This is a genomic window from Methyloceanibacter sp., assembly GCF_050728395.1.
In the GTDB taxonomy this organism is placed as follows: domain Bacteria; phylum Pseudomonadota; class Alphaproteobacteria; order Rhizobiales; family Methyloligellaceae; genus Methyloceanibacter.
Window position 1 is genome coordinate 1 of the sequence record NZ_JBOHJB010000053.1, and the last position, 20,231, is coordinate 20,231.

Genomic DNA, 20,231 nt, shown 5'->3' on the forward strand with positions numbered 1-20,231 from the left:
ATACAGCGACGAAGAAGGCAAGATCTCCATCATCCGCAATGCCAGCAGCCTCAACACCAACCATACGACCATGCTGGTCGAGAGGCATGGCGAGATCGGCGCGCCGACCTTGTGTCTGTGGGGCGTGCACGATCCCTGGCAGACGATCGGCGACGGCGAGAGGCTGTCGCGCGAGATTCCCGACGCTCGCCTCGTGCGCGTCGAGAACGCGTCGCATTGGATCCCGCACGACACGCCGGAGAGATTCGCGAAGGAGGTGAGCAGCTTTCTCGCCGGCGGTTAGAGCCGAGCGAGAGGATCTTCACGGACGCCACAGGCTCTCGACGGTCCAGTTTTCGCCCAACACAAGATCCTCGCGATGCGTGGCCTTCGAAGCCAGGGCGTCGATCCAAGCGCAGCCAAGGGGCTGACCCTCCCGCCAAGGCAGAGTTGAAATCTCAATGTGGTAGTCACCACCCGGCTGCGCGCGGCGGGCGTAAGAAAATTCGCAATCGACAAGCTGCCGGAGACGGCCGGGGTCGTATTCGGCATCCTTTGCGAGCTCCAACAGAGTCTTGTCCGATGGTAGGCCGACTGTGCGATTTCGTGCGTAGATCGCATGCTCACCGGCAACGAAGAGACATGTCATGGTTGCCGCGTCGCGCTTGGTGAGATGGATGGCAAACGATCGCGACCCTGGCTGTAGCCGCCAATCTTCTTGGTACGCCCCGCTCGGCGCCCGTTCGATCATGCACGTTCCGGCGTCTTGCCACGCAATCCAACCAGGCTCTGGAAACGTGATGAGAGGTTGAAAGCGAAACAGATAGGTCCCCTTTGGCCAGCTCGCGGTCGGAAACGGTTCGGCGCCGGGATCGAAGAGGGTAACCCCGCAAAAGCAGTCCTGTTCAGCGAGCTTCAGCAGCTCATCTGTGGAGCAGTCCGCAAGACCCCTTCGTCCGCGCAGGTTTGGCCGCGAGGCGGCGATACGCATATCCCCCACCCCGGAAAGGGTCTGGAGCCAGAAGACTCGCGTCGTCCTGTCCTCCGAACCGTCTCTGAAGCGAATAGAGTGCCGCTCCCAGCATCCGATCATTTCTTCCGGAACTGTCACCGAACCGTAACGCGAGTTGGCGGCCGAAGAGCAATCACTCATAATACGCGTAGAATTTTTTCGCCGGTTCAACAATCTCCCACGTGCCGGTGAAGCCGGAAGGGGACACGAAGGCGTCGCCAGCCCTGAACGTGCGCTGCGAGCCATCGTCGCCGGTGACCACGATGACACCCGCCAGGAGATGGCAGAACTCGCTCTCGGTGAACACCACGCGCCACTTTCCGGGCTGGGCTTCCCATATGCCGGAATTGAACCGGCCGTCGGCACTCTTGAACAGATTGGTCGCTGCCTGGGCGGGATCGCCGGAGAGAATGCGGTCGGCCTGCGGGCGGTAGCGTTGCGGCTCGGGAAGCGGATCCTGGAAACTGACAACCTTGGGCATGAGTTTCGCCGATGTATCGATTGTTTTGTGTTCCATCATCGCTCTCTCCTCTTACGCGAAGGCGATAGGCCAGACGTGAGCAGAATAACCTCGACCATGCGTAAGTCTCCGGTCTGCCTCCAAAATAACCAACTTCGAAGGCCGGGCGACGTTCAATCAGACCCATATGCGTAAATCGTAGGCAATGTGGCCGCAAAATACGCATTCATACAAAATGGGCTTGTAGATTTATAAATTTCGTAGAACATATGCGCTCTGTCTTCGATATGCGTAACGGCCGCGGGGATCGGATGGCTGTGGCGAAAGGGCCCATGACCGTTGTCAGGCGCGCAGCGGTCGCTCCGTCGGGCCAGGGTGGGCCAAGCGCCGGATCGGCGACGCCGACCAGGCCCTCAGCGCTCGACGACATCGACTTCACCATCATCCGCATGCTCCAGAACGACGGGCGCGCCGCCTTCACGACAATCGCCAAGCAGCTTGGCATCTCCGAAGGCTCGGTGCGCAACCGCGTCGGACAGCTGATCGACTCCAAGGTGCTGCGCATCATGGGCATGGCCGACCCGATGGCGCTTGGCTACGACGCCTATGCCATGGTTGGTCTGAAAGTGGCGTCGGGGCATGATCCGCAGAAGGCCGCGCATTATTTTCGCGATCGAGATGAAGTGACCTACGTCATCTTCGTTGCCGGCCGCTACGACTTGTTGATCGAAGTCATCTGCGAGACCCATGATCAACTGGCGCTATTCCTGCGCGAGCATTGCTACAGTCGAGAGGATCTCGCAGCCGTCGAGCCGATGGTCGGCCTCGCTATGTACAAGAATATGCTGAAATGGGGACAGCCGTAATCATGCATGGGGATCATCGCGTGATCCCAAAACAAACACTCGCTCCGGCGGCGGAGGTCAAGTCCTATCGTCAGCGCTGGTTCGAGTACCAAAAACCAATTCCGCTGTACTGGACGATTCTGCTGGGGGTCGCCGTCTGGGTGATCTTTTTCGGCGTCTGGGAGCTGGCCGCGGCCAAGGGTTGGGTCAACACCCTGTTCATGCCGCCGCCGCATCAGGTTCTCTCGACGCTTTACACGATGATTGTCGAGAAGGGCTTTCTCTACGACATCGGCACCAGCATCTATCGGATACTTGCGAGCTTCGCGCTCGCTTGCGCCGTCGCCATTCCGCTAGGCGTGTTGATGGGCTCGTTCCGCACCTTCGACGCATTCTTCAATCCCTTCGTCAGCGCTTGGCGTTATCTGCCGGCTCCGGCCTTTATCCCGTTGTTGCTGATGTGGTTCGGCGCCGGCGAAGGCTCGAAGCTCGCGCTGCTGTTCATCGGCGTCATCTTCTTTCTCATCACGCTGATCATGGACCACACGCGTGCGGTGCGCACTGAGCTGATCGAGACCGCCATGACGCTCGGCGCGAGCCGGTGGCAGATCCTGTCGACCATCGTGCTCCCCGCGGTCGCGCCGAAGATCATGATTTCGATGCGCCAGATGCTGGCGGTCAGTTGGACCTATCTGGTCATCGCCGAGATCGTGGCGTCGACTACCGGCATCGGCGCGGTGATGATGCGCGGCCAGCGCTTCCTCAAGGTCGACGAAATCATGGCCGGCATCCTCGTCATCGGCGTGGTCGGTCTCATGTTCGATTTTCTCTTCCGCTGGGCACAGCGGGTTCTGTTTCCGTATGTGCCGCGCGGTGAGCAGTAGGTGAAGGTATTACATCGTCGTTGGGTCAAAACTTGGCTGGGAGTAGAAAGCCATGCGTCAGGCATCATTATCCCGATTAAGGCAGTTCTCGTTGGCGATCGCCGTGGCGGGCCTCGCTTTTGCCGCCGCCACCGCAGGGTGGGCTAAGGATCAAGTTCGGGTCGCGGGCCTCACCTGGCCCGGCTACGGATGGTGGTACATCGCCAAGGCGAAGAACCTCGCTCCCGACCTCGACATTACCTACCAGGCGATCGAGGATCCGTTTCAGAGCTTCGCCCTGATGTCGTCGGGGCAGCTGGAGATCGTTTCCAGCACCGCCGAGTTCGCGCCGATCGGCGCTTCGCAGAACATGCCGGTCCGCATGTTCGCCTACGGCAATCTCTCGCACGGTACCGACAGGCTCATCATGCGCCCGGAGGTCTCCAGTCCTGCCGATCTAAAGGGCAAGAAAGTAGCCGTCATGGTCGGCGGCCTGCCTCAGATCATGATGGGCATCTATCTCGAGAAAAATGGCATGCCGTTCGACTCTGTCGAATATGTCAACGTCATCATGGACCAGGCGGCTGCGGCAATGATCAGCGGCACGGTCGCCGGAGCCGAGTTGTGGGAGCCGTTCGGCACGCAATATATGAAGGCAGTGCCGGACTCCAAGGTGGTGGCGAGCACCGCAGACGCCGAATGGGCCAAGAACGCCCTGATCGCCGACGCACATTTCATCAACGCCGACTGGGCCAAGAACAATCGCGCCACTGCGCTCAAGGCAGTCAAGGCGATGTACGACGCAATTGCCTGGTGGAAGGCAAATCCCGAGGAGGGCAACAAGATCATTGCCGAAGGGATGAAAATGTCGGTCCCCGACGTCGAGCTCGTCATCGGCAAGGATGGAACCGGTCTCGATTCGGGCCTCGATCCCTACACCTTCATGCAGGCCGCGCAGTTCTGTGGCGTGGCTCCAGGCGATCCGCCGTTCGGGCAGAAGAACGGCCAGATGGTCGATCACTTCAAGCTCACCAACGAGTGGTGGGTGAAGTTCGGCGTGGTGAAGGAGAACTATCCGCCGGACAAGGGCATCGACTGCAGCCTGCTCAAGGAGCTGTACGACAGCGGCTATCGCGGCTGACGAGACGCAATTTCGGCTTGGCGGATCCGGTCAGATCCGCCGGCCGGTAGACCAAAAACAGTGCGTGAGGAAACATTCATGGCTGGCATTTACCCGACGTCCTTGGCGGCGGCGATTCCCGAGACGTCGCGTATCGACAAGGCAAAGGCAGACCTGGAAAAAGCGGGAGTGAAGTACGTCCTGTCGTGTTGGATCGATATCTTGGGCAGCCCCAAGACCAAGCCGGTTCCAGTCTCCGAATTCGAAAGGCTGTGCATCGGCAAGGGGCCGCAATTCGCCGTGCACTCGGTGTCGACGTTTCCCGAGCTCGGACCCGCCGATCCGGATCAGATCCCAATCCCCGATCTCGATGCGATCTTCGTCTGTCCGTGGAACCAGGAAATCGCCATCGTGTTCGCCGATCTCTACTACGAGGACGCGCCCTACGACGTCTGCCCGCGCATGGTGCTGAAGCGGACCATGCAGGAGGCCGCCGATCACGGCTACGCCTTCTACGCCGGCATGGAGCCCGAGTTCATCGTGCTGCGCTATGACGATCAGGGGCAGCCGGTGAAAGCCATCGACGACGATCCGGAAGCCCGTGACGGGTTCCGGCCAAAGCGCCAGGCCTTCGGCTATGACGTCGAATACTCCCTCGACTCGATGCCGTTCCTCGCCGACGTCATCGAGCAGCTCAACACCATGGGTTGGGGCCTCAAGAACGTGGTGTGCGAAGGCGCCTATTCGCAGTTCGAGATCGACTTCGACTACTCGACCGTGCTCGGCACGGCCGACCGCTTCACCTTCCTGCGCATTCTGCTGAAGGAGGTCGCCAAGCGGCACGGCCTGTTCGTCACCTACATGCCGAAACCGGCGCAAGGCGATTGGCGGAGCGGCGCGCATATCAATTGGAGCGTTCAGTCGACCGCCGATCCGGGGAAGAACCTGTTCAAGGACGAGGCGAGCGGGAACTGGAGCGAGACGGCGCGATGGGCGGCCGGCGGCGCGCTAAAGCACGGCGTGGCGCTGACCGCGGTCAACTGCCCGACGGTGAACAGCTATAAGGGGCTGATCGGCAGAGCCCGCGAGTTCGAGGGCGGCACGGTGACTTGGGCGCCGACCCACATCACCTACGGTGTCAACAACCGCTCGGCTATGATCAGGTTCCCGCAGGCCCGCTTCGCCATCGAGAACCGCGCCGTCGACATGTGCGTGAACCCCTATCTCGGCCTTGCCATGACCTGCGCGGCTTCGCTCGAGGGCATCCGCGAACGGCTCGACCCAGGGCCGCCGCTGGCCAGGTCGCTCTACGAGCTGACGGCGGCCGAGCGTGACGAACTGCAAGTGAGGCCCCTGCCGCGCAACCTCGATCAAGCGATCACCGGCTTCGCCGCCGATCCGCTTGCCAAGCACGTGTTCGGCGACACCATGCACCGGCTCTACACGCTGCATAAGCAGGACGAGTGGGATCGTTTCCACGAGACGATTACCGACTGGGAGAAGCGGGAATATTTGCGATTTTTCTAATCTGGGGACCGGGCACCAAGGGCTCGGGCTTTTGACCATGTCAATGCCGTCTCAAGCGACCTCGACGTCGACATCGGCCAAGCTGTCGGTGCGCGGCGTCGGCAAGCGCTACGACCTCGGCAACAGGATGGCGATCGAGGCCGTGCGCGACGTGTCGTTCGACGTGACCGAAGGAGAGATCTGCGCGCTGCTCGGGCCGTCAGGCTGCGGCAAGTCGACCGTGCTGCGCATGGTGGCGGGGCTCGAAGATCCGTCGAACGGCGCGATGTTCCTCGACGGCAAGGAGATCCACGGTCCGGACAAGTCCCGCGGCATGGTGTTCCAGCGCTACACCTCCTTCGATTGGATGACGGTGCAGAAGAACGTCGAATACGGCATGCGGATCAACGGCGTTACCAGAGACGAGCGGCAAAGAAACGCCGAGCGCTTCATCCAACTGGTGAAGCTTGCCAAGTTCAAGGACGCCTATCCGCGCGAGCTTTCCGGCGGCATGCAGCAGCGGGTGGCCATCGCCCGCACGCTGGCGAACGGACCCTCGATACTGCTCATGGACGAGCCGTTCGGCGCGCTCGATGCCGAGACCAAATGGCAAATGCAGGAACTGATGATCGGCATCGTCGAAAAATCGAAGGCAACCGTGCTGCTCGTCACCCATGACATCGAAGAAGCGATCTTCCTTGCCGACCGTATCGTGTTCATGTCGCGTCACCCGGGCACCGTCCGCGAAAATCTCGTGACCGAGTTCAAGGGCGGGCGCCGCTTGGCGAGCCACGAAGAAATGATGGAAGCGAAGGGATTCTACAAGCTGGCAAAGGAAATCATGCGTCTGATGCGCGACGAGATGCGCAGCGACATCGAAGAGTCGCCGGCGACACACTGAACATTCATCCGGAGGAGAACGACCCATGTGCGGCGTATGCGGTTGCAGCCATCAAGGCGAGCATCATCATCATCACCACGATGACCACCACCATCACCACCACGATCATCATCACCACGAAGCACCGGCGGGTCATGCGCATGACCTCGTACGCATCGAGAAGGACATCCTCGCCAGGAACGACGCCTATGCGGCCGAGAACCGGCAGCGGCTTGGCGAGGCAGGGGTTTTCGCCATCAACCTCGTATCGAGTCCCGGCTCGGGCAAGACCACGCTTCTGGTCAAGACCATCGAGATGCTGAAATCCACGGTGCCTGTGGCCGTGATCGAGGGCGATCAGGAGACCTCGCTCGATGCCGCGCGCATCCGCGCCACTGGCGTGCCCACGCTTCAGATCAACACCGGCCGAGGCTGTCACCTCGACGCGCATATGATCGGGCACGCGCTCGAGAGCTTGCCACTCAAGCGCAACTCGATCCTGTTCATCGAGAATGTCGGCAACCTCGTCTGTCCGGCAGGCTTCGATCTCGGCGAGGCGCACAAAGTCGCGATTCTCTCGGTGACCGAGGGAGACGACAAGCCCCTCAAATATCCCGACGCCTTTGCCGCCGCGAGCATGATGGTCCTGTCCAAGATCGATCTCCTGCCGCATCTCGATTTCGATGTCGGAAGCTGCATCGAGCATGCGCGGTCGATCAATCCGGATATCGGCGTGCTGCAAGTCTCGGCCAGGAGCGGCCAAGGCATGGTGGGGTGGATCGATTGGCTGATCAACGCGTCCGAGCGCGGGGCCCGGGCGGAAGCAGCGGCACACGTCCATGCATGAGATGTCGATCGCAAGCGCGCTGGTCGATCAGGTCTGCGATCAGGCAGCAGGCCTCGGTGCCGCGCGCGTCGCCGAGATCAACTTGCGGATGGGCGTGCTGAGCGGCATCGCCAGGTCGCTCTATTTCTGCTTCCCCTCCGCATCGCGGGACACGCTCTGCGAAGGCGCGAGGCTGAACATCGACGAGGTGCCCCTCACGGTGCTGTGCACCTATTGCGATGCCGTCAAGACGCCGGCGGCGCTCTACAATTTTCGTTGCCCCGATTGCGGACGCCCGACGCCAAAGGTGCTCACGGGACGGGAGATGCAGCTCGTGTCCATCGGCCTCGTCCCGTCCAATCAAGACGCCGCTCGTGCAACGCCAGGTACCATGCCGGAGCCTAGAGGCGAAAAGCTCAGGCCGGAGAACCCAAAATGAGCGATACCGCACATTTCTGGCAGCACGTGCCGCATCAGCATCGCGGGCCCCATCAGCATGAGGGGGCCGACGATCACATCTATTCGCCAAAGCTGCACAACGGCACCTTCAAGGCGCAAGGCATCGCCACCTTCATGGGCGCGCCCTATTGCCCGCCGGACCGCGACGCCATCCGCGCCATGGGCGCCAAGGTGTGCTTCATCGGCGTCCCCTGGGACCAGGGCCAGGTGGTGCGTGCCGGCACCTCGCAAGGGGCAGCCGGCATCCGCGAGGCCTCGACGCAATATTTCCCTTATATGTTCGAATACGACGTCGATCTCCTGACCTTCTTCAGGGTCGTCGATTGCGGCGACATTCCCATCGTTCCCGGCAACAACGATAAGTCTCACGCGTATATCTATCATTATCTGACCGAGTGCCTGCATGGCGGGGCCAAGGTTGTCTTGTGCGGCGGCGACCATTCGGTGCCGATACCTGGCGCCCGCGCGCTTTCAGATTTTCACAAGAGCGGGCGCATCGGCTATCTCCACGTCGACTGCCATCTCGACGCGGCGCCCGATTGGGCGGGAAACGCCTTCACCAATTGCTCAGGTCCGTCGCGCGCGCTCGACCTGCCGAACTGCAACGCCAGGAACATGGTGCATATGGGCTCGCGCAACGGGCTCAATCCGAAGGACTGGCACGACTTCTTCGTCGACAACGAGGTGCGCCTGATCCCCATGCAGGAGCTCGTCGCCCGCGGCGTGGTCGAGTGCACCAGGGAGATCTTCACCCGTGCCTGGGACGGAACCGACGGCGTCTATTTCTCCTGGGACACCGACTCGATCGACTCGAGCTGCATGCCTGGGACGACGGCGCCGGAATGCTTCGGGCTGAAGGGCCGCGAGATCATCCAGCTTGCGCGCGCCGCCGGAACGTTCGGCGCCGACATCATGGAGGTCTCGGAGCTCTGTCCGAAATTCGACGTGAGCCACATCAGCATCAAGACCGCGGCGCTGATGATCTACCACTTCCTAGGAAGCCGGGCGAAGACGCTCCGCGACCGCGGGCAGCAACCCTGAATCGGTAACAGTGCAATGAGAAGAGCAATCCAGCCATGAACCCCGCGAAAAGCTACGCCCATCTGTTTTCGCCGCTTGGAGGAGAAGGCGGCGAGAACTACCGCGCGCCTGGTCAATTGACGTTCTTGCGTGCGCCGCACGTGGCGCTGGAGACCGAGGCGCTGAAGGCGCACGGCGCGCGCTACGCCTTTGTCGGCGTGCCGTTCGACGAGGGCAATGTCGGCAAGCCGGGCAGCGAGGACGGGCCACGCGAGTTCCGCATCGCCTCGCAGGAATACTTGTCCTACTGGTTCGAGTTCGGCGTCGACCTGAACGGACTTGCCGTCGACTGCGGCGACGTGCCGATGCCCAAGGTCAATCCCGACAGCGCACGCGAGCGCATCTATCGCGCCGTCACCACCGTGCTCAAGGCCGGCGTCACCCCTATCATCGTCGGCGGCGACAGGTCGATTTCCATTCAGGCGGCGCGCGCTCTGTCCGACCATATCGGCCCAGGCAAAAAGATGGGCTGTCTCCATTTCGGCGCGCATCTCGATCTTGCCGACAGCTGGGCCGGGGAAAAGCTGCTCAGCACCTGCGCGCTTGCCCGCATCACCGAGCTGCCAAATCTCAACGCCGCCAACGTGGCCCATATCGGCGCCCGTAACTCCATGAATCCAAAGGATTATATCGATCTCGCCAAGGCGCGTAACATCCGCTTCTACCCGATGTTCGAGATCTACGAGCGCGGCATCGATGCGGTGACGCGCGAGGCGGTGGCCAAGGTCTGGGGCGGTACCGACGCGCAATATCTCAGCTTCAACTTCAATGTCATGGACGCCTCGGCGGCGCCAGGGGTGACCGCGACCGAGCCTGGCGGGCTCGAGAGCCGCGAGATGGTGCGGGTCGCCGATATCATCGGCGTGCAGAAGACCGCGAGCCTCATCGACGTGACCGAGCTCGCGCCGGTGTACGACGTGAGCGGCACCACCTCGCGTCTCGCGGTGTGCACCGTGCTGCGGCTGATGGCGGCGATGGCGCGGGCGAGAGGCGAGCTGGTCGATCAGAGCCTGCGCCGGTCGGACCTGACCGCCGCCGAATAAAGGGAGACGCTCCGAAGCTTAGGTTTCGTTGCTGTCAGTCCGGAGGTCAAAGACATGATCACCATCACCGGAATAGTGGGCACGGCCAGCGACCCGCGTCTCGCCGACAGGCTGCATCACCTCGAGCACGACGACCGGGTCGAGACCCTCGTCGTAGGCGAGGAGGACGCCTCGCGCCGCCGCCTCCGCGGCAAGACCGACAAGGGAACCGATGTCGCTATCGCCCTTGAGCGCGGCGATCAGCTCGTCGACGGCGCCGTGCTTCTGCTGGAAGACACCCGTGCCATCGTGTTGCGGAAAGCGCAGCAGCGCTGGCTGCGCCTCACCCCGTGCGACGCCGATGCCGCGCTCGAGGCAGGCTATTGCGCCGGCAATCATCACTGGAAAGTGCGGTTCGAGCCAGGCGCCTTGTTAGTCGCCACGCAGGGACCAGCGGAGCACTATGTCGATCGCCTGGAGCACCTGGTGGCCTCCGGCCGCATCGCGTGGGGGACGGAATGAGTGACGTTGCGCAAGCGCTTGCGGTTCTTCAATTCGGCGACAGCTTCTTCCCGTCGGGCGCCGTCTCCTTCTCGTGGGGTTTGGAAGGGCTGTCCGGCAGCGGTGCCGTCACTGACGCAGATACGGTGCGTGCCTTCGTCATCGGCCAGCTTCGCGCCCGCTGGGCGGAGTTCGACCGGCCCGTGGTCGTTTCGGCGCACAGGGCGAGGATGAACCTCGATAATGTCGCTGCCATCGACGATCAGGTCGAGGTGCAAAGCCCTTGCGCCGAGCTGCGCGGAGCCTCGCGGCGGATGGGCGACGCGATGCTGTCGGTGTTCGCCAGACTCGGCATCGGCGATGCTGCCGCCTATCGCGAGAAGATGAAGCAGGGCGATGCGTTCGGGCACCTTCCGGCGATGCAAGGTTATCTCTGGGGGGGCGCGGGTTTAAGCGAGCGAGATGCCGTCGCTTTGTCGGCGCACACATTCGCCACCGGGCTGCTCGGCGCCGGCATCCGCCTCGGCTGCCTCGGCCATATCGAGGCGCAGCAGATCCTGGTCGAGGCGCGGCAGGAAGCTGCCAGACTTGCCGCGCTGCCGGTGCCCCCGGTCGGCGCGCTCAGCGCCTATGGATTGGAGGCCGAGATCGCCGTGATGCAGCACGCCAACAACAGTCTGAGGGTGTTCGCCAATTAGCTCCGCAAGGGCGGGAGGTGCAGTGTGTTATTGACGCCTACGGAAATGGAGCGGCTGACCATCTATGTCGCGGCCGAGCTTGCGCGCAAGCACAAGGCGAAGGGCCTGCCGCTCAATCACCCAGAAGCCGTCGCCTATATCGTCGACGAGATCCTGGAGGGCGCGCGCGAGGGCCGCTCGGTGGCCGACCTCATTGCCTGGGGCTCGACGCTTCTGACCAGCGACGACGTGATGCCGGGCGTCGCCCATCTCATGCCGATGATCCAGGTCGAGGGCACCTTCCCCGACGGCACCAAGCTCGTGACCGTCCATGACCCTATCCGCCCCGGCAAGCGCAGGCAGTCAGCCGATGCGGTGGTGCCGGGAGAGATCATCGCCGAGGACGGAGACATCGAGCTCAATGCCGGGCGGCGCAAGGCGACGCTGAAAGTGGTCAATACCGGCGATCGGCCGATCCAGATCGGTAGCCACTATCATTTCTTCGAGACCAACAAGGCGCTCGATTTCGACCGGGAGAAGAGCTTCGGCATGCATCTCGATATTCCGGCAGGAACATCGGTGCGCTTCGCTCCGGGAGAGTCGAAGGAGGTGGTTCTGACCGAGTTCGGCGGCACGGGAGAGCTGCTCGGGTTGAACGGCCTCACCGAGGGCAATTGGCGCAGCGGAGCGAACAAGGCGGAAGCGTTGCAGCGCGCGCGGGCGCGCGGCTTCAAGGGAGCATGAACCCATGGCCAAGATGAGCCGCAAGGACTACGCGCAGATGTATGGCCCGACCGTGGGCGATGCCATCCGCCTTGGCGACACCTCGCTGCTGGCCGAGGTCGAGCATGATTTCGCCGTCCCCGGCGAAGAGTGCCTGCATGGCGGCGGCAAGACGCTGCGCGATGGCTTGGGGCTGACGCCAGGCTATGACAGCGCCATGGGCGCGCTCGACATGCTGCTCTGCAATGCGCTGGTGATCGATCCGGTGCTCGGCATCGTCAAAGGCGATATCGGCATCAAGGACGGCAAGATCGTCGGCGTCGGCAAGGCCGGCAATCCTGCGACCATGGACGGCGTGCACCCCAACCTGATCGTCGGCGCGGCGACGACGGTGCGCGACGCGGAGGGCATGATCGCCACGCCAGGCGGCATCGACGTTCATGTGCATTTCGATTCGGCGCAGCTCTGCGAGCATGCCATCAGCTCCGGGCTCACCACCATGATCGGCGGCTCGCTCGGGCCAATCACGGTCGGCATCGACTGCGGCGGCGCCTTCAATGTCGGCAAGATGCTGCAAGCGGCGGAAGAGTGGCCGATCAATTTTGGCTTCCTGGGGCGCGGCAACACCTCGCGGCCGCGCTCGATCCTCGACCAGATCAAGGGCGGATGCATCGGGCTGAAAATCCACGAGGATTGGGGCTCGATGCCGGCGGTGATCGACACCTGCCTTGCGGTCGCCGACGAGCTCGACTTCCAGGTGCAGCTGCACACCGACACGCTGAACGAAAGCGGCTTCCTGGAGGATACGCTGGCCGCGATCCGCGGCCGTACCATCCATATGTATCACACCGAAGGCGCCGGCGGCGGGCACGCGCCGGACATCATCCGCGTGGCGGGTGAGATCAATTGCCTCCCCTCCTCGACCAATCCGACCAACCCCTACACCGTCAACACCTTCGATGAGCATCTCGACATGACGATGGTGTGCCATCACCTGAACCCGGCGATCCCGGAGGACGTCGCTTTCGCCGAGAGCCGTATCAGGGCGCAGACCATCGCGGCTGAGGACATCCTGCACGATCTCGGCGCCATCTCCATGCTTGGCTCCGACAGCCAGGGCATGGGCCGCATCGGCGAGGTGATCTGCCGGACCTGGCAGCTTGCTTCCAAGATGAAGGACCAGCGCGGGCGGCTGTCGAGCGAGAAAACCAAGCGCGGAGATAACGAGCGCATCAAGCGCTTCATCGCCAAATACACCATCAACGCCGCGCGCACCTTCGGCATCGACGCCTTCATCGGCTCGCTCGAGCCGGGCAAGATCGCCGATGTGGTGCTGTGGCGGCCCGGCTTCTTCGGCATCAAGCCTGAGATCGTGGTGAAGGGCGGCTTCATCGCCTGGGGCGCCATGGGCGACAGCGCCGCGAGCCTGATGACCTGCGAGCCTTTGCGCATGCGCCCGCAATGGGGCGCCTTCGGCAGGGCCAAGCAAGCGCTCTCCGCCTGTTTCGTCAATCCGCTGGCGATCGAGGCGGATATTGCCGGCAAGCTCGATCTCGCCAAGCCGGTGCTGCCGGCGACGGGCACGCGCAAGCTCAACAAGCAGCATATGCTGCACAACGATGCCTGCCCGAGCATCACGGTCAACCCGCAGACCTTCGACGTCTATGTCGACGGCAAAGTGGCAACCTGCGAGCCGGCGCAGAGGCTGCCGCTCGCTCAGAGATACATGCTGCGATGACCGGGCCGCGTCGCAAATTGCCTGGGGTCGCCCGCATCGGCATTGGCGGCCCGGTCGGCTCCGGCAAGACGGCGCTGGTCGAGCGCCTGATCCCGGCGATGAAGGCGCGCAATCTCGAGGTTGGCGTCGTCGCCAACGACATCGTCACGCAGGAAGACGCCGAGCGGATCAAACGGTCCGGCCTGATCGATCCTGCCCGTGTCCTTGCCGTCGAGACCGGGGCCTGCCCGCACACGGCGATCCGCGAAGACCCGACCTTGAACATTCAGGCGGTCGAGAGTCTGGTCGAGACTTTTCCGGAACTCGATGTCGTGCTGATCGAGTCAGGCGGCGACAATCTCGCCTCGACCTTCTCGCTCGAGCTCGTAGATTATTGGTTGTTCGTCATCGACACCGCCGGCGGCGACGATATTCCGCGCAAGCGCGGCCTCGGCATCCTCCGGTCCGACCTCCTGGTGATCAACAAGACCGATCTTGCGCCCTTCGTCGGGGCGAACATCGATCTGATGGTGGAAGATGCGAACGAGGTTCGCCGCGGCCGCCCGGTGATGCTGACCAACTGCAAGACAGGCGAAGGCGTCGCGGCCATCGTGGACCGCCTCGTCGAGGATGTGATCTTTGCCGCCTGACGGATCAGGGAGCACAGAGGCAGAGGCCTCGCCGGGCGCAGGGCGCAGGCTCGTGTCGGGCCGGCTCGATCTCGCCTTTGCCGCCGACGGCGATGGCCGCAGTTATCTGCAGCGCCAATATGCAGGCTATCCGTTCCATGTCTGCCGCGTGCATTACTACGACAGGGAGCATCCGGGCCTCGCCACGCTCTACGTGCAGTCATGCTCCGGTGGCATCTATGAGCACGACCGGCTCGATGTGACGCTTGCCACCGCGCAAGGTGCGGAAGCCCATGTCTCGACGCAAGCCGCGACCGTGGTTCACTCCATGCCCTCGGGAAGCGCCGCCCAGCGCGTGCGCGTCCAATGCGAGGGCGGCTCATATCTCGAATATCTGCCAGACCCGCAGATCCTGTTTCCGGGGTCGCGCTTCAGATCGGTAATCGCGGTCACGCTCGGCGGTGATGCCGTCGCGCTGGTGTCGGACTCGTTCCTCTGTCACGACCCAGCAGGGCGAGGCGAGATGTTCTCAGCCTATTTCAGCGAGATCGCCATCGAGGATGACAGCGGCAAGTCTCTCGCCATCGACCGCCTGAAGATGGGTGGTCAGGCGTTTTCCGACTCATGCCCGGGAATTTCAGGGCGCTTCAAGGCGCAAGGAACCATGATCGTCGCCGGGCTCGATCTCTCCGCAAACGCCGTTGCCGGCGAGCTGCGGAAGATCAGGCTCGATGGCGACGTGGCGATAATCGGCTCTTCGCTTCTGCCGAACTCTGCCGGCCTTCTGGTCAGAGTGCTCGCCGCGGACGGTGCGGCGCTGAAGCTCGCTTTGCACCAGGTCTGGTGCGCGGCGAGAGTTCAATTGAAAGGCTCGATGCCTCTCGAGCGCAGAAAGTAGCGCCAAGCGTGAGAGCCGCCATTTTGGGCCCAGAGACTGACACCTTGCCGAGGAGGTCGATTGTCTGCTCTTAATAAGCTTAACTGCAACATACCGGCGGGCATGCTCACTTCAGAAACTCTCTCCCTCGATTGGCTGCTTGCTCACTCCAGCGCCGCTGACGCATAAAGGCCGTGCTCAAGATCGCCGAAAAATGGTTTGAGCTTCGCCGGGTCGATGACGACGTCACGCTCATCTTCGAGCCGCACGTCGTGCCGTTCCTTCGCTGCAACATCTGGCATGTGCGTGGGCGCCATCGCGACCTGGTGATCGACACTGGAATGGGCGTTGCAAGTCTGCGCGCGTTCGCCAAAGACATTCTCGACCGGCCCGTGGCCGCCGTCGCAACCCACGCCCATATCGACCACATCGGAAATCATCACGAGTTCGAGGAGTGCCTTGTGCATGCGCGTGAGGCGGAGGGGCTTGCGCGCCCTGTGGGCGGGCACACGCTCGCTGGAGCGGACTTCGATCCGACCAACGTCGCCACTTTGCTCGTGCCGCCTGTCGACGGATATGACATGGCAGGGCCGATGCTGACCGCTCTTCCGGTGGCGGACTACGACATGCGAAGCTTCAGGATTCGCCCGGCCCAAGTCACCCGCATGGTAGATGAGGGAGATATCATCGATCTCGGCGATCGATCCTTCGAGGTTCTGCATCTCCCCGGGCACTCGCCTGGTTCCATCGGGCTATGGGAGGCAGGCACACAGACCCTGTTCTCAGGCGACGCTGTTTACGACGGTCCTCTGGTCGACAATTTGCACCACTCGAATGTGGCCGATTACGTGCGCACGATGCTGCGATTGCGCGAACTCCCTGCACGGACCATTCACGCGGGCCACGAGCCGAGCTTCGGACGCGAGCGTCTCATTGCACTCGCCGATGCCTATCTCGAAAATGCAGAAAAGCGGGGGCATACGGTACGAGCGGGGACTGTGGCTGCTGGGGAACGTGACCAATCCTAGCTCAGCATGAGACTAGGGAACCGGGGTAGACGCGGCGTTCTCGCGCTGGGACGCACTCTCTGGCCTCAAGTTAGAGAGAACGACCGCCAATTGTTGGGCAATTCCGGGCACCTTCGTCGAAGTTAGGCAGAGAGCGAAACCCGCGACTAGTGTGGCTGTGCTGGTAGTCCACAGCGAACGCGCCTCTCTTTCCCTGCTAGCATGAATTAACAGCGATTTCCCGTTTTCCATCGACAGCGCCCGGAAATTCCCAGAGTTTGGCGCGGGATTGGGCCGCTCCTGTCTTCCCACTCTTCTTCCCAAAGTTGCTTAACAGGGAACTCTGCCTGAAATTCGTTGTCGTTATCCGGTTTTCGATTGCCGTTAAGAGGGATCGGATTGCCGGTAAGTGGGAGCCGGTTGCCCATAGCCGCAAGTCAATTGTCCTAGGGCGGTTTCCGATTGCGACTTAGCAGAAACGGGCTGTCATAGTCCGGGATGCGATTGCACTCACGCGGACGTCAATTGGCGATCATGAACCTCGAAGGCGGAGCCGGTCATGATCGCCATCAGGCAGACTGCCGCTTAGTTTGTTTGGCACAGTGATCGAGTAGTCAGCTCGTGCGGACTGGCCTCCTTGCATCCGATCGCGGCGACGCGTGGTGGCTGCAGCGGGCGCGCTTCTGCCGTCGCGAGTCCGATCCCCGTAGAGCACCCGGCAATGTGAGTTACCGACAAAATGGGTGCTCACGAAATTGTGATCAGCGGACTTTGCTTTTTTTTGAAGACCTTTTGAAAGCTGCTTTCGAGAAGTCTTCAAATGGCTTTCGACAGCCTTCGAGCGGCTTCGAGGAGGCGTGAATTTTCCCTTTCGTTTTGGGTGCTTTCTGCTCCCCCCTCCGCAGCAAAGAGGTGAGCCACGCATGTTGCATTTCTGGGTTTTCCATTGTTCCAGATGAAGAACGGATCGCCGCGCGATTCGCGGATATCGTTTGGAGGAGCGGGACGGATGGACATGCAGGCGCCCAAGATCGAGATGCTGCCTGTAACAGTGCTGAGGCCCTATTCCGGCAATGCGCGGCGGCACTCGAAGAAGCAAATCCGCCAGATCGCCGACAGCATCACGCGCTTCGGCTTCACCAATCCGGTGCTGGTCGGCGACGAGGGCGAAATCATTGCTGGCCATGGGCGTGTCATGGCGGCGAAGGAGCTGGGTCTCAAGGCGGTTCCAACCCTGAAGCTCTCGCATCTCAGCGCCGAGGAGCGGCGGGCCTATGTGCTCGCCGACAACAAGCTCGCACTCAATGCCGGCTGGGACAGTGAGATCCTGGCAATCGAACTTCAGGCGCTGATCGATCTCGAGTTCGACGTGACATTGACCGGATTCTCGCTCGCCGAGATCGATATCACACTAGACCAGGCGCGCGAGGCCTCAGCGGCAACCATCGACAGTCCTGCCGATCGCATCCCGGAGCCACCTGAGAGCCCTGTCAATAGACCAGGAGACCTCTGGCTTCTCGGTCGCCACCGACTCCTTTGCGGGGATGCGCGCTCGTCGCAAGATGTGGCGCGGCTTATGGGAGAGGATAGAGCTGATCTGGTATTCACCGACCCGCCCTACAATGTGGAGATCGATGGCCATGTCTGCGGGCTCGGCTCGGTCCAGCACCGGGAGTTCGCCTTTGCCTCCGGCGAAATGGCACAGGCCGAGTTCACGTCCTTCCTTACTGAGACGCTCTCCAATGCAGCCTCCTTCGTACGCGATGGAGCCATTGCCTATGTCTGCATGGACTGGCGGCATATGCGGGAACTCTTCGATGCCGGGGACGCTGTGTTCTCGGAACTGAAAAACCTATGTGTCTGGAACAAGACGAATGGCGGCATGGGAAGCTTCTACCGGTCCAAACACGAGCTTGTTTTTGTCTTCAAGGTCGGCTCTGCGTCACACACTAACAGCTTCGGGCTGGGCGAGACGGGACGCTACCGGACCAATGTCTGGGACTATCCGGGCATCAGCAGCCTTGGGAGCCGCCGCATGGATGAACTTGCCATGCATCCAACGGTCAAGCCAGTGGCGCTTGTTGCCGATGCGATCCGCGACTGTTCGCAGCGCGGCGAAATCGTGCTCGACGTTTTCGGTGGTTCGGGAACGACCCTCATTGCGGCGGAGACCTGCGGTCGGCAGGCCCGACTCCTCGAATACGATCCCGGTTATTGCGACACGATCCTCACGCGCTGGGAGACCTACACGGGCAAGCAGGCAAGGCTTGAGGATAAACAGCTTTCTTTCGAGGACGTTGCGGCGGAGAGGTTGCCGGCTTCGGCGACACACCGAAAACCCGCTAAGCGCCGGAGAGGCTGAGGTGGCAGACAACTCACGAGAAGACGGTACTGAAAATACCCCGGATCCAAAGCAATCCGGCAAACCGAAACCCCTGTCAGACGAAGTCGTGGAAGGAATCAAAAAAGAGATTCTCTTCGGCGCCGGCTATAAGCGGCCTCCTAAGCAGCACCAGTTCAAGAAAGGTCAGTCGGGCAATCCGAAAGGAAGACCCAGAATCGCCGCTCTCGGCACAGGCGACCGCTCAGCCAATGATCTGGCGCTGAAACAGGCGGAAAGGCTGATCGGTGTCCGAGAAGGAGAGGAGGTCAAGAAGATCCCTGCAATCGAAGCGGTGTTCCTGGCGCAATACGCTACGGCGAGCAAGGGGAATGCCTATGCGCAGAGACACATTATCGAACGCTACGATCGGGCCGAGCGCGAGCGGAGGCGCCAGATTCAAGACAATATTGAGTCCTGGAGGCAATATATCGTCGATTGCCGAGAGGCGATCGCCGAAGCCAAACGTAAGGACGAACCGCCGCCTGCCCTACTGCCTCATCCCGATGATGTCGTCATCGATCCCGTGAATGGCGTCCGCTTTGTCGGTCCGATCGTCGATGAGGAAGTCCCTCAGATCGAGCAAACTCGCCACATGCGCGACATGCTGCTCATGCAAGATGCACTGGATTGGCGCCAGAAGGGCGATCTCGACAGCGATGATCGTTTCAACAAGCCCGGAACGGCATTGTTGCTTGCAACCATCCTCAACCAATCCGTGCCAGACCGCCTCAAGCTTAGCGACGATGAAATTACTGCAAAGATGCTGCGCTACGCTCACATCCCGAAGCGCCAATTGCTCAAGGACGTTTATCGTGGATGGCGCTCTCTCGGCGCACGCCCTCCGAGAGGCAAGGTATTCCCGCCGCTGCGAATCGGCAAAGAGAGAGTTGAATTGTTCTATGAGCTACTGCGGAGATGGAAGGACGGGCGCCTTGACGTCCTCAATAGCACTTTTGAGGAACTTACAGCCGAAATCATGGCGATCGCCCATGAGCGGCAACAGGCGGTGAAATGATGCTACGGAAAGAACGGGATGGCGTCATCAAGCTGGAGCGATCGGTTCCAGTTGGATTGGAGACGCTTGCCATCAGATATCCCCGACCATCTCTCAGAGATGGTCTCCAATGGTGCATGCTGCCGAACTGGCGCGCTGAACTCGGCAGCCCATCACCTGTCGCCGACGTGGTCTGGGCAAGTCGATTTTGAGGTTATCGGTCCACGAGCGATGAATTTCTCAAGCGCCGATGACGTCGAATTTTACGTCCACGTTGCCGCGCGTCGCATGTGAATATGGACAGATCTTCTCGTGGGCCTCGCGGACAAGGATCGCCAACTTCGCTTGCGGCAGGCTCCTGTCCGCGACGCTCATCCTGACGGCGAGCCCGAATCCGCCGCCCTCCCGAGGGCCGATAGAAACCGCGCAGGTGACTTTGGCCGTGCTAGCGTCCAGTTTGTGCTGCTTTGCCACGAGGTCGAGCGCGCCACCAAAACAGGCGGCGTATCCCGCCGCAAAGAGGTGCTCTGGTGTAGTTGTACCCGGCTTACCGGGGCCGCCCATCTCCTTCGGCACCGACAAATTGGTCCCGACCAAACCATCGCTAGCCTTGAAGTAACCGTTGCGGCCGCCCGTGGCGGTCGCAGTTGCGGTGAATAGCGGCTTGATCC

Annotated in this window: 22 protein-coding genes; 19 read left to right on the plus strand and 3 right to left on the minus strand. The window is 61.8% G+C overall.

Annotation, left to right across the window (positions count from 1 at the left end):
• A partial coding sequence (locus ACREC7_RS10670) for an alpha/beta fold hydrolase (RefSeq protein ID WP_431555668.1) occupies nucleotides 1-283 on the plus strand: 283 nt, incomplete at its 5' end.
• Nucleotides 284-301: 18 nt separating this feature from the next.
• Here ACREC7_RS10670 and ACREC7_RS10675 read toward each other — a convergent pair.
• The gene (locus ACREC7_RS10675; RefSeq protein ID WP_431555669.1) at nucleotides 302-970 is read right to left on the minus strand and encodes a hypothetical protein; all 669 of its coding nucleotides are present in this window, start codon (nucleotides 968-970) and stop codon (nucleotides 302-304) included.
• Nucleotides 971-1,124: 154 nt separating this feature from the next.
• A complete protein-coding gene (locus ACREC7_RS10680) occupies nucleotides 1,125-1,472 on the minus strand; it encodes a cupin domain-containing protein (protein ID WP_431555688.1) in 348 nt (115 codons plus the stop codon).
• Nucleotides 1,473-1,783: 311 nt separating this feature from the next.
• Between ACREC7_RS10680 and ACREC7_RS10685 the strand changes: the two genes are divergently transcribed.
• The 18 genes from ACREC7_RS10685 to ACREC7_RS10770 all read left to right on the plus strand — a co-directional run bounded on the left by ACREC7_RS10685 (nucleotide 1,784) and on the right by ACREC7_RS10770 (nucleotide 19,581).
• Nucleotides 1,784-2,317, plus strand: coding sequence for an Lrp/AsnC family transcriptional regulator (locus tag ACREC7_RS10685; protein WP_431555670.1), 534 nt, complete (start codon nucleotides 1,784-1,786; stop codon nucleotides 2,315-2,317).
• Nucleotides 2,302-3,180 carry an ABC transporter permease gene (locus ACREC7_RS10690; protein ID WP_431555671.1) on the plus strand — a complete coding sequence of 293 codons (879 nt, stop codon included), beginning with the start codon at nucleotides 2,302-2,304 and terminating at the stop codon, nucleotides 3,178-3,180. The genes ACREC7_RS10685 and ACREC7_RS10690 overlap by 16 nt, the downstream gene beginning before the upstream one ends.
• A 91-nt stretch (nucleotides 3,181-3,271) precedes the next feature.
• The gene (locus ACREC7_RS10695) at nucleotides 3,272-4,300 is read left to right on the plus strand and encodes an ABC transporter substrate-binding protein (protein WP_431555672.1); all 1,029 of its coding nucleotides are present in this window, start codon (nucleotides 3,272-3,274) and stop codon (nucleotides 4,298-4,300) included.
• Between the two features lie 78 nt (nucleotides 4,301-4,378).
• Nucleotides 4,379-5,806 carry a glutamine synthetase family protein gene (locus tag ACREC7_RS10700; RefSeq protein WP_431555673.1) on the plus strand — a complete coding sequence of 476 codons (1,428 nt, stop codon included), beginning with the start codon at nucleotides 4,379-4,381 and terminating at the stop codon, nucleotides 5,804-5,806.
• 37 nt (nucleotides 5,807-5,843) lie between these two features.
• Nucleotides 5,844-6,686: an ABC transporter ATP-binding protein gene (locus ACREC7_RS10705; protein WP_431555674.1), complete on the plus strand. Its 843-nt coding sequence runs from the start codon at nucleotides 5,844-5,846 to the stop codon at nucleotides 6,684-6,686.
• A 25-nt stretch (nucleotides 6,687-6,711) separates the two neighbouring features.
• Nucleotides 6,712-7,512: a hydrogenase nickel incorporation protein HypB gene (hypB, locus tag ACREC7_RS10710; RefSeq protein ID WP_431555675.1), complete on the plus strand. Its 801-nt coding sequence runs from the start codon at nucleotides 6,712-6,714 to the stop codon at nucleotides 7,510-7,512.
• Complete coding sequence (locus ACREC7_RS10715) at nucleotides 7,505-7,930, plus strand: hydrogenase maturation nickel metallochaperone HypA (RefSeq protein ID WP_431555676.1); 426 nt, start codon at nucleotides 7,505-7,507, stop codon at nucleotides 7,928-7,930. Before hypB ends, ACREC7_RS10715 begins: the two co-directional genes overlap by 8 nt.
• Entirely contained in the window at nucleotides 7,927-8,991 is a 1,065-nt protein-coding gene (locus ACREC7_RS10720; RefSeq protein ID WP_431555677.1) for an agmatinase family protein, read from the plus strand. Before ACREC7_RS10715 ends, ACREC7_RS10720 begins: the two co-directional genes overlap by 4 nt.
• Before the next feature lie 35 nt (nucleotides 8,992-9,026).
• Nucleotides 9,027-10,073, plus strand: coding sequence for an agmatinase family protein (locus ACREC7_RS10725; protein WP_431555678.1), 1,047 nt, complete (start codon nucleotides 9,027-9,029; stop codon nucleotides 10,071-10,073).
• A gap of 54 nt (nucleotides 10,074-10,127) precedes the next feature.
• A complete protein-coding gene (gene ureE, locus ACREC7_RS10730; RefSeq protein WP_431555679.1) occupies nucleotides 10,128-10,574 on the plus strand; it encodes an urease accessory protein UreE in 447 nt (148 codons plus the stop codon).
• Nucleotides 10,571-11,251: an urease accessory protein UreF gene (locus ACREC7_RS10735; RefSeq protein WP_431555680.1), complete on the plus strand. Its 681-nt coding sequence runs from the start codon at nucleotides 10,571-10,573 to the stop codon at nucleotides 11,249-11,251. The genes ureE and ACREC7_RS10735 overlap by 4 nt, the downstream gene beginning before the upstream one ends.
• 24 nt (nucleotides 11,252-11,275) lie before the next feature.
• Entirely contained in the window at nucleotides 11,276-11,974 is a 699-nt protein-coding gene (locus ACREC7_RS10740) for an urease subunit gamma (protein WP_431555681.1), read from the plus strand.
• A 4-nt stretch (nucleotides 11,975-11,978) separates the two neighbouring features.
• Nucleotides 11,979-13,691: an urease subunit alpha gene (ureC, locus tag ACREC7_RS10745; RefSeq protein WP_431555682.1), complete on the plus strand. Its 1,713-nt coding sequence runs from the start codon at nucleotides 11,979-11,981 to the stop codon at nucleotides 13,689-13,691.
• The gene (gene ureG, locus ACREC7_RS10750) at nucleotides 13,688-14,320 is read left to right on the plus strand and encodes an urease accessory protein UreG (RefSeq protein ID WP_431555683.1); all 633 of its coding nucleotides are present in this window, start codon (nucleotides 13,688-13,690) and stop codon (nucleotides 14,318-14,320) included. Before ureC ends, ureG begins: the two co-directional genes overlap by 4 nt.
• 52 nt (nucleotides 14,321-14,372) lie before the next feature.
• A complete protein-coding gene (locus ACREC7_RS10755; RefSeq protein WP_431555684.1) occupies nucleotides 14,373-15,197 on the plus strand; it encodes an urease accessory protein UreD in 825 nt (274 codons plus the stop codon).
• A gap of 173 nt (nucleotides 15,198-15,370) precedes the next feature.
• The gene (locus tag ACREC7_RS10760; RefSeq protein ID WP_431555685.1) at nucleotides 15,371-16,204 is read left to right on the plus strand and encodes an MBL fold metallo-hydrolase; all 834 of its coding nucleotides are present in this window, start codon (nucleotides 15,371-15,373) and stop codon (nucleotides 16,202-16,204) included.
• 994 nt (nucleotides 16,205-17,198) lie between these two features.
• The gene (locus ACREC7_RS10765; protein ID WP_431555689.1) at nucleotides 17,199-18,545 is read left to right on the plus strand and encodes a site-specific DNA-methyltransferase; all 1,347 of its coding nucleotides are present in this window, start codon (nucleotides 17,199-17,201) and stop codon (nucleotides 18,543-18,545) included.
• Nucleotide 18,546: 1 nt separating this feature from the next.
• Entirely contained in the window at nucleotides 18,547-19,581 is a 1,035-nt protein-coding gene (locus ACREC7_RS10770) for a DUF5681 domain-containing protein (RefSeq protein ID WP_431555686.1), read from the plus strand.
• Nucleotides 19,582-19,800: 219 nt separating this feature from the next.
• Here the strand turns inward: ACREC7_RS10770 and ACREC7_RS10775 are convergent, their stop codons facing one another.
• The gene (locus tag ACREC7_RS10775; protein ID WP_431555687.1) at nucleotides 19,801-20,229 is read right to left on the minus strand and encodes an organic hydroperoxide resistance protein; all 429 of its coding nucleotides are present in this window, start codon (nucleotides 20,227-20,229) and stop codon (nucleotides 19,801-19,803) included.
• Between the last annotated feature and the right edge of the window lie 2 nt (nucleotides 20,230-20,231).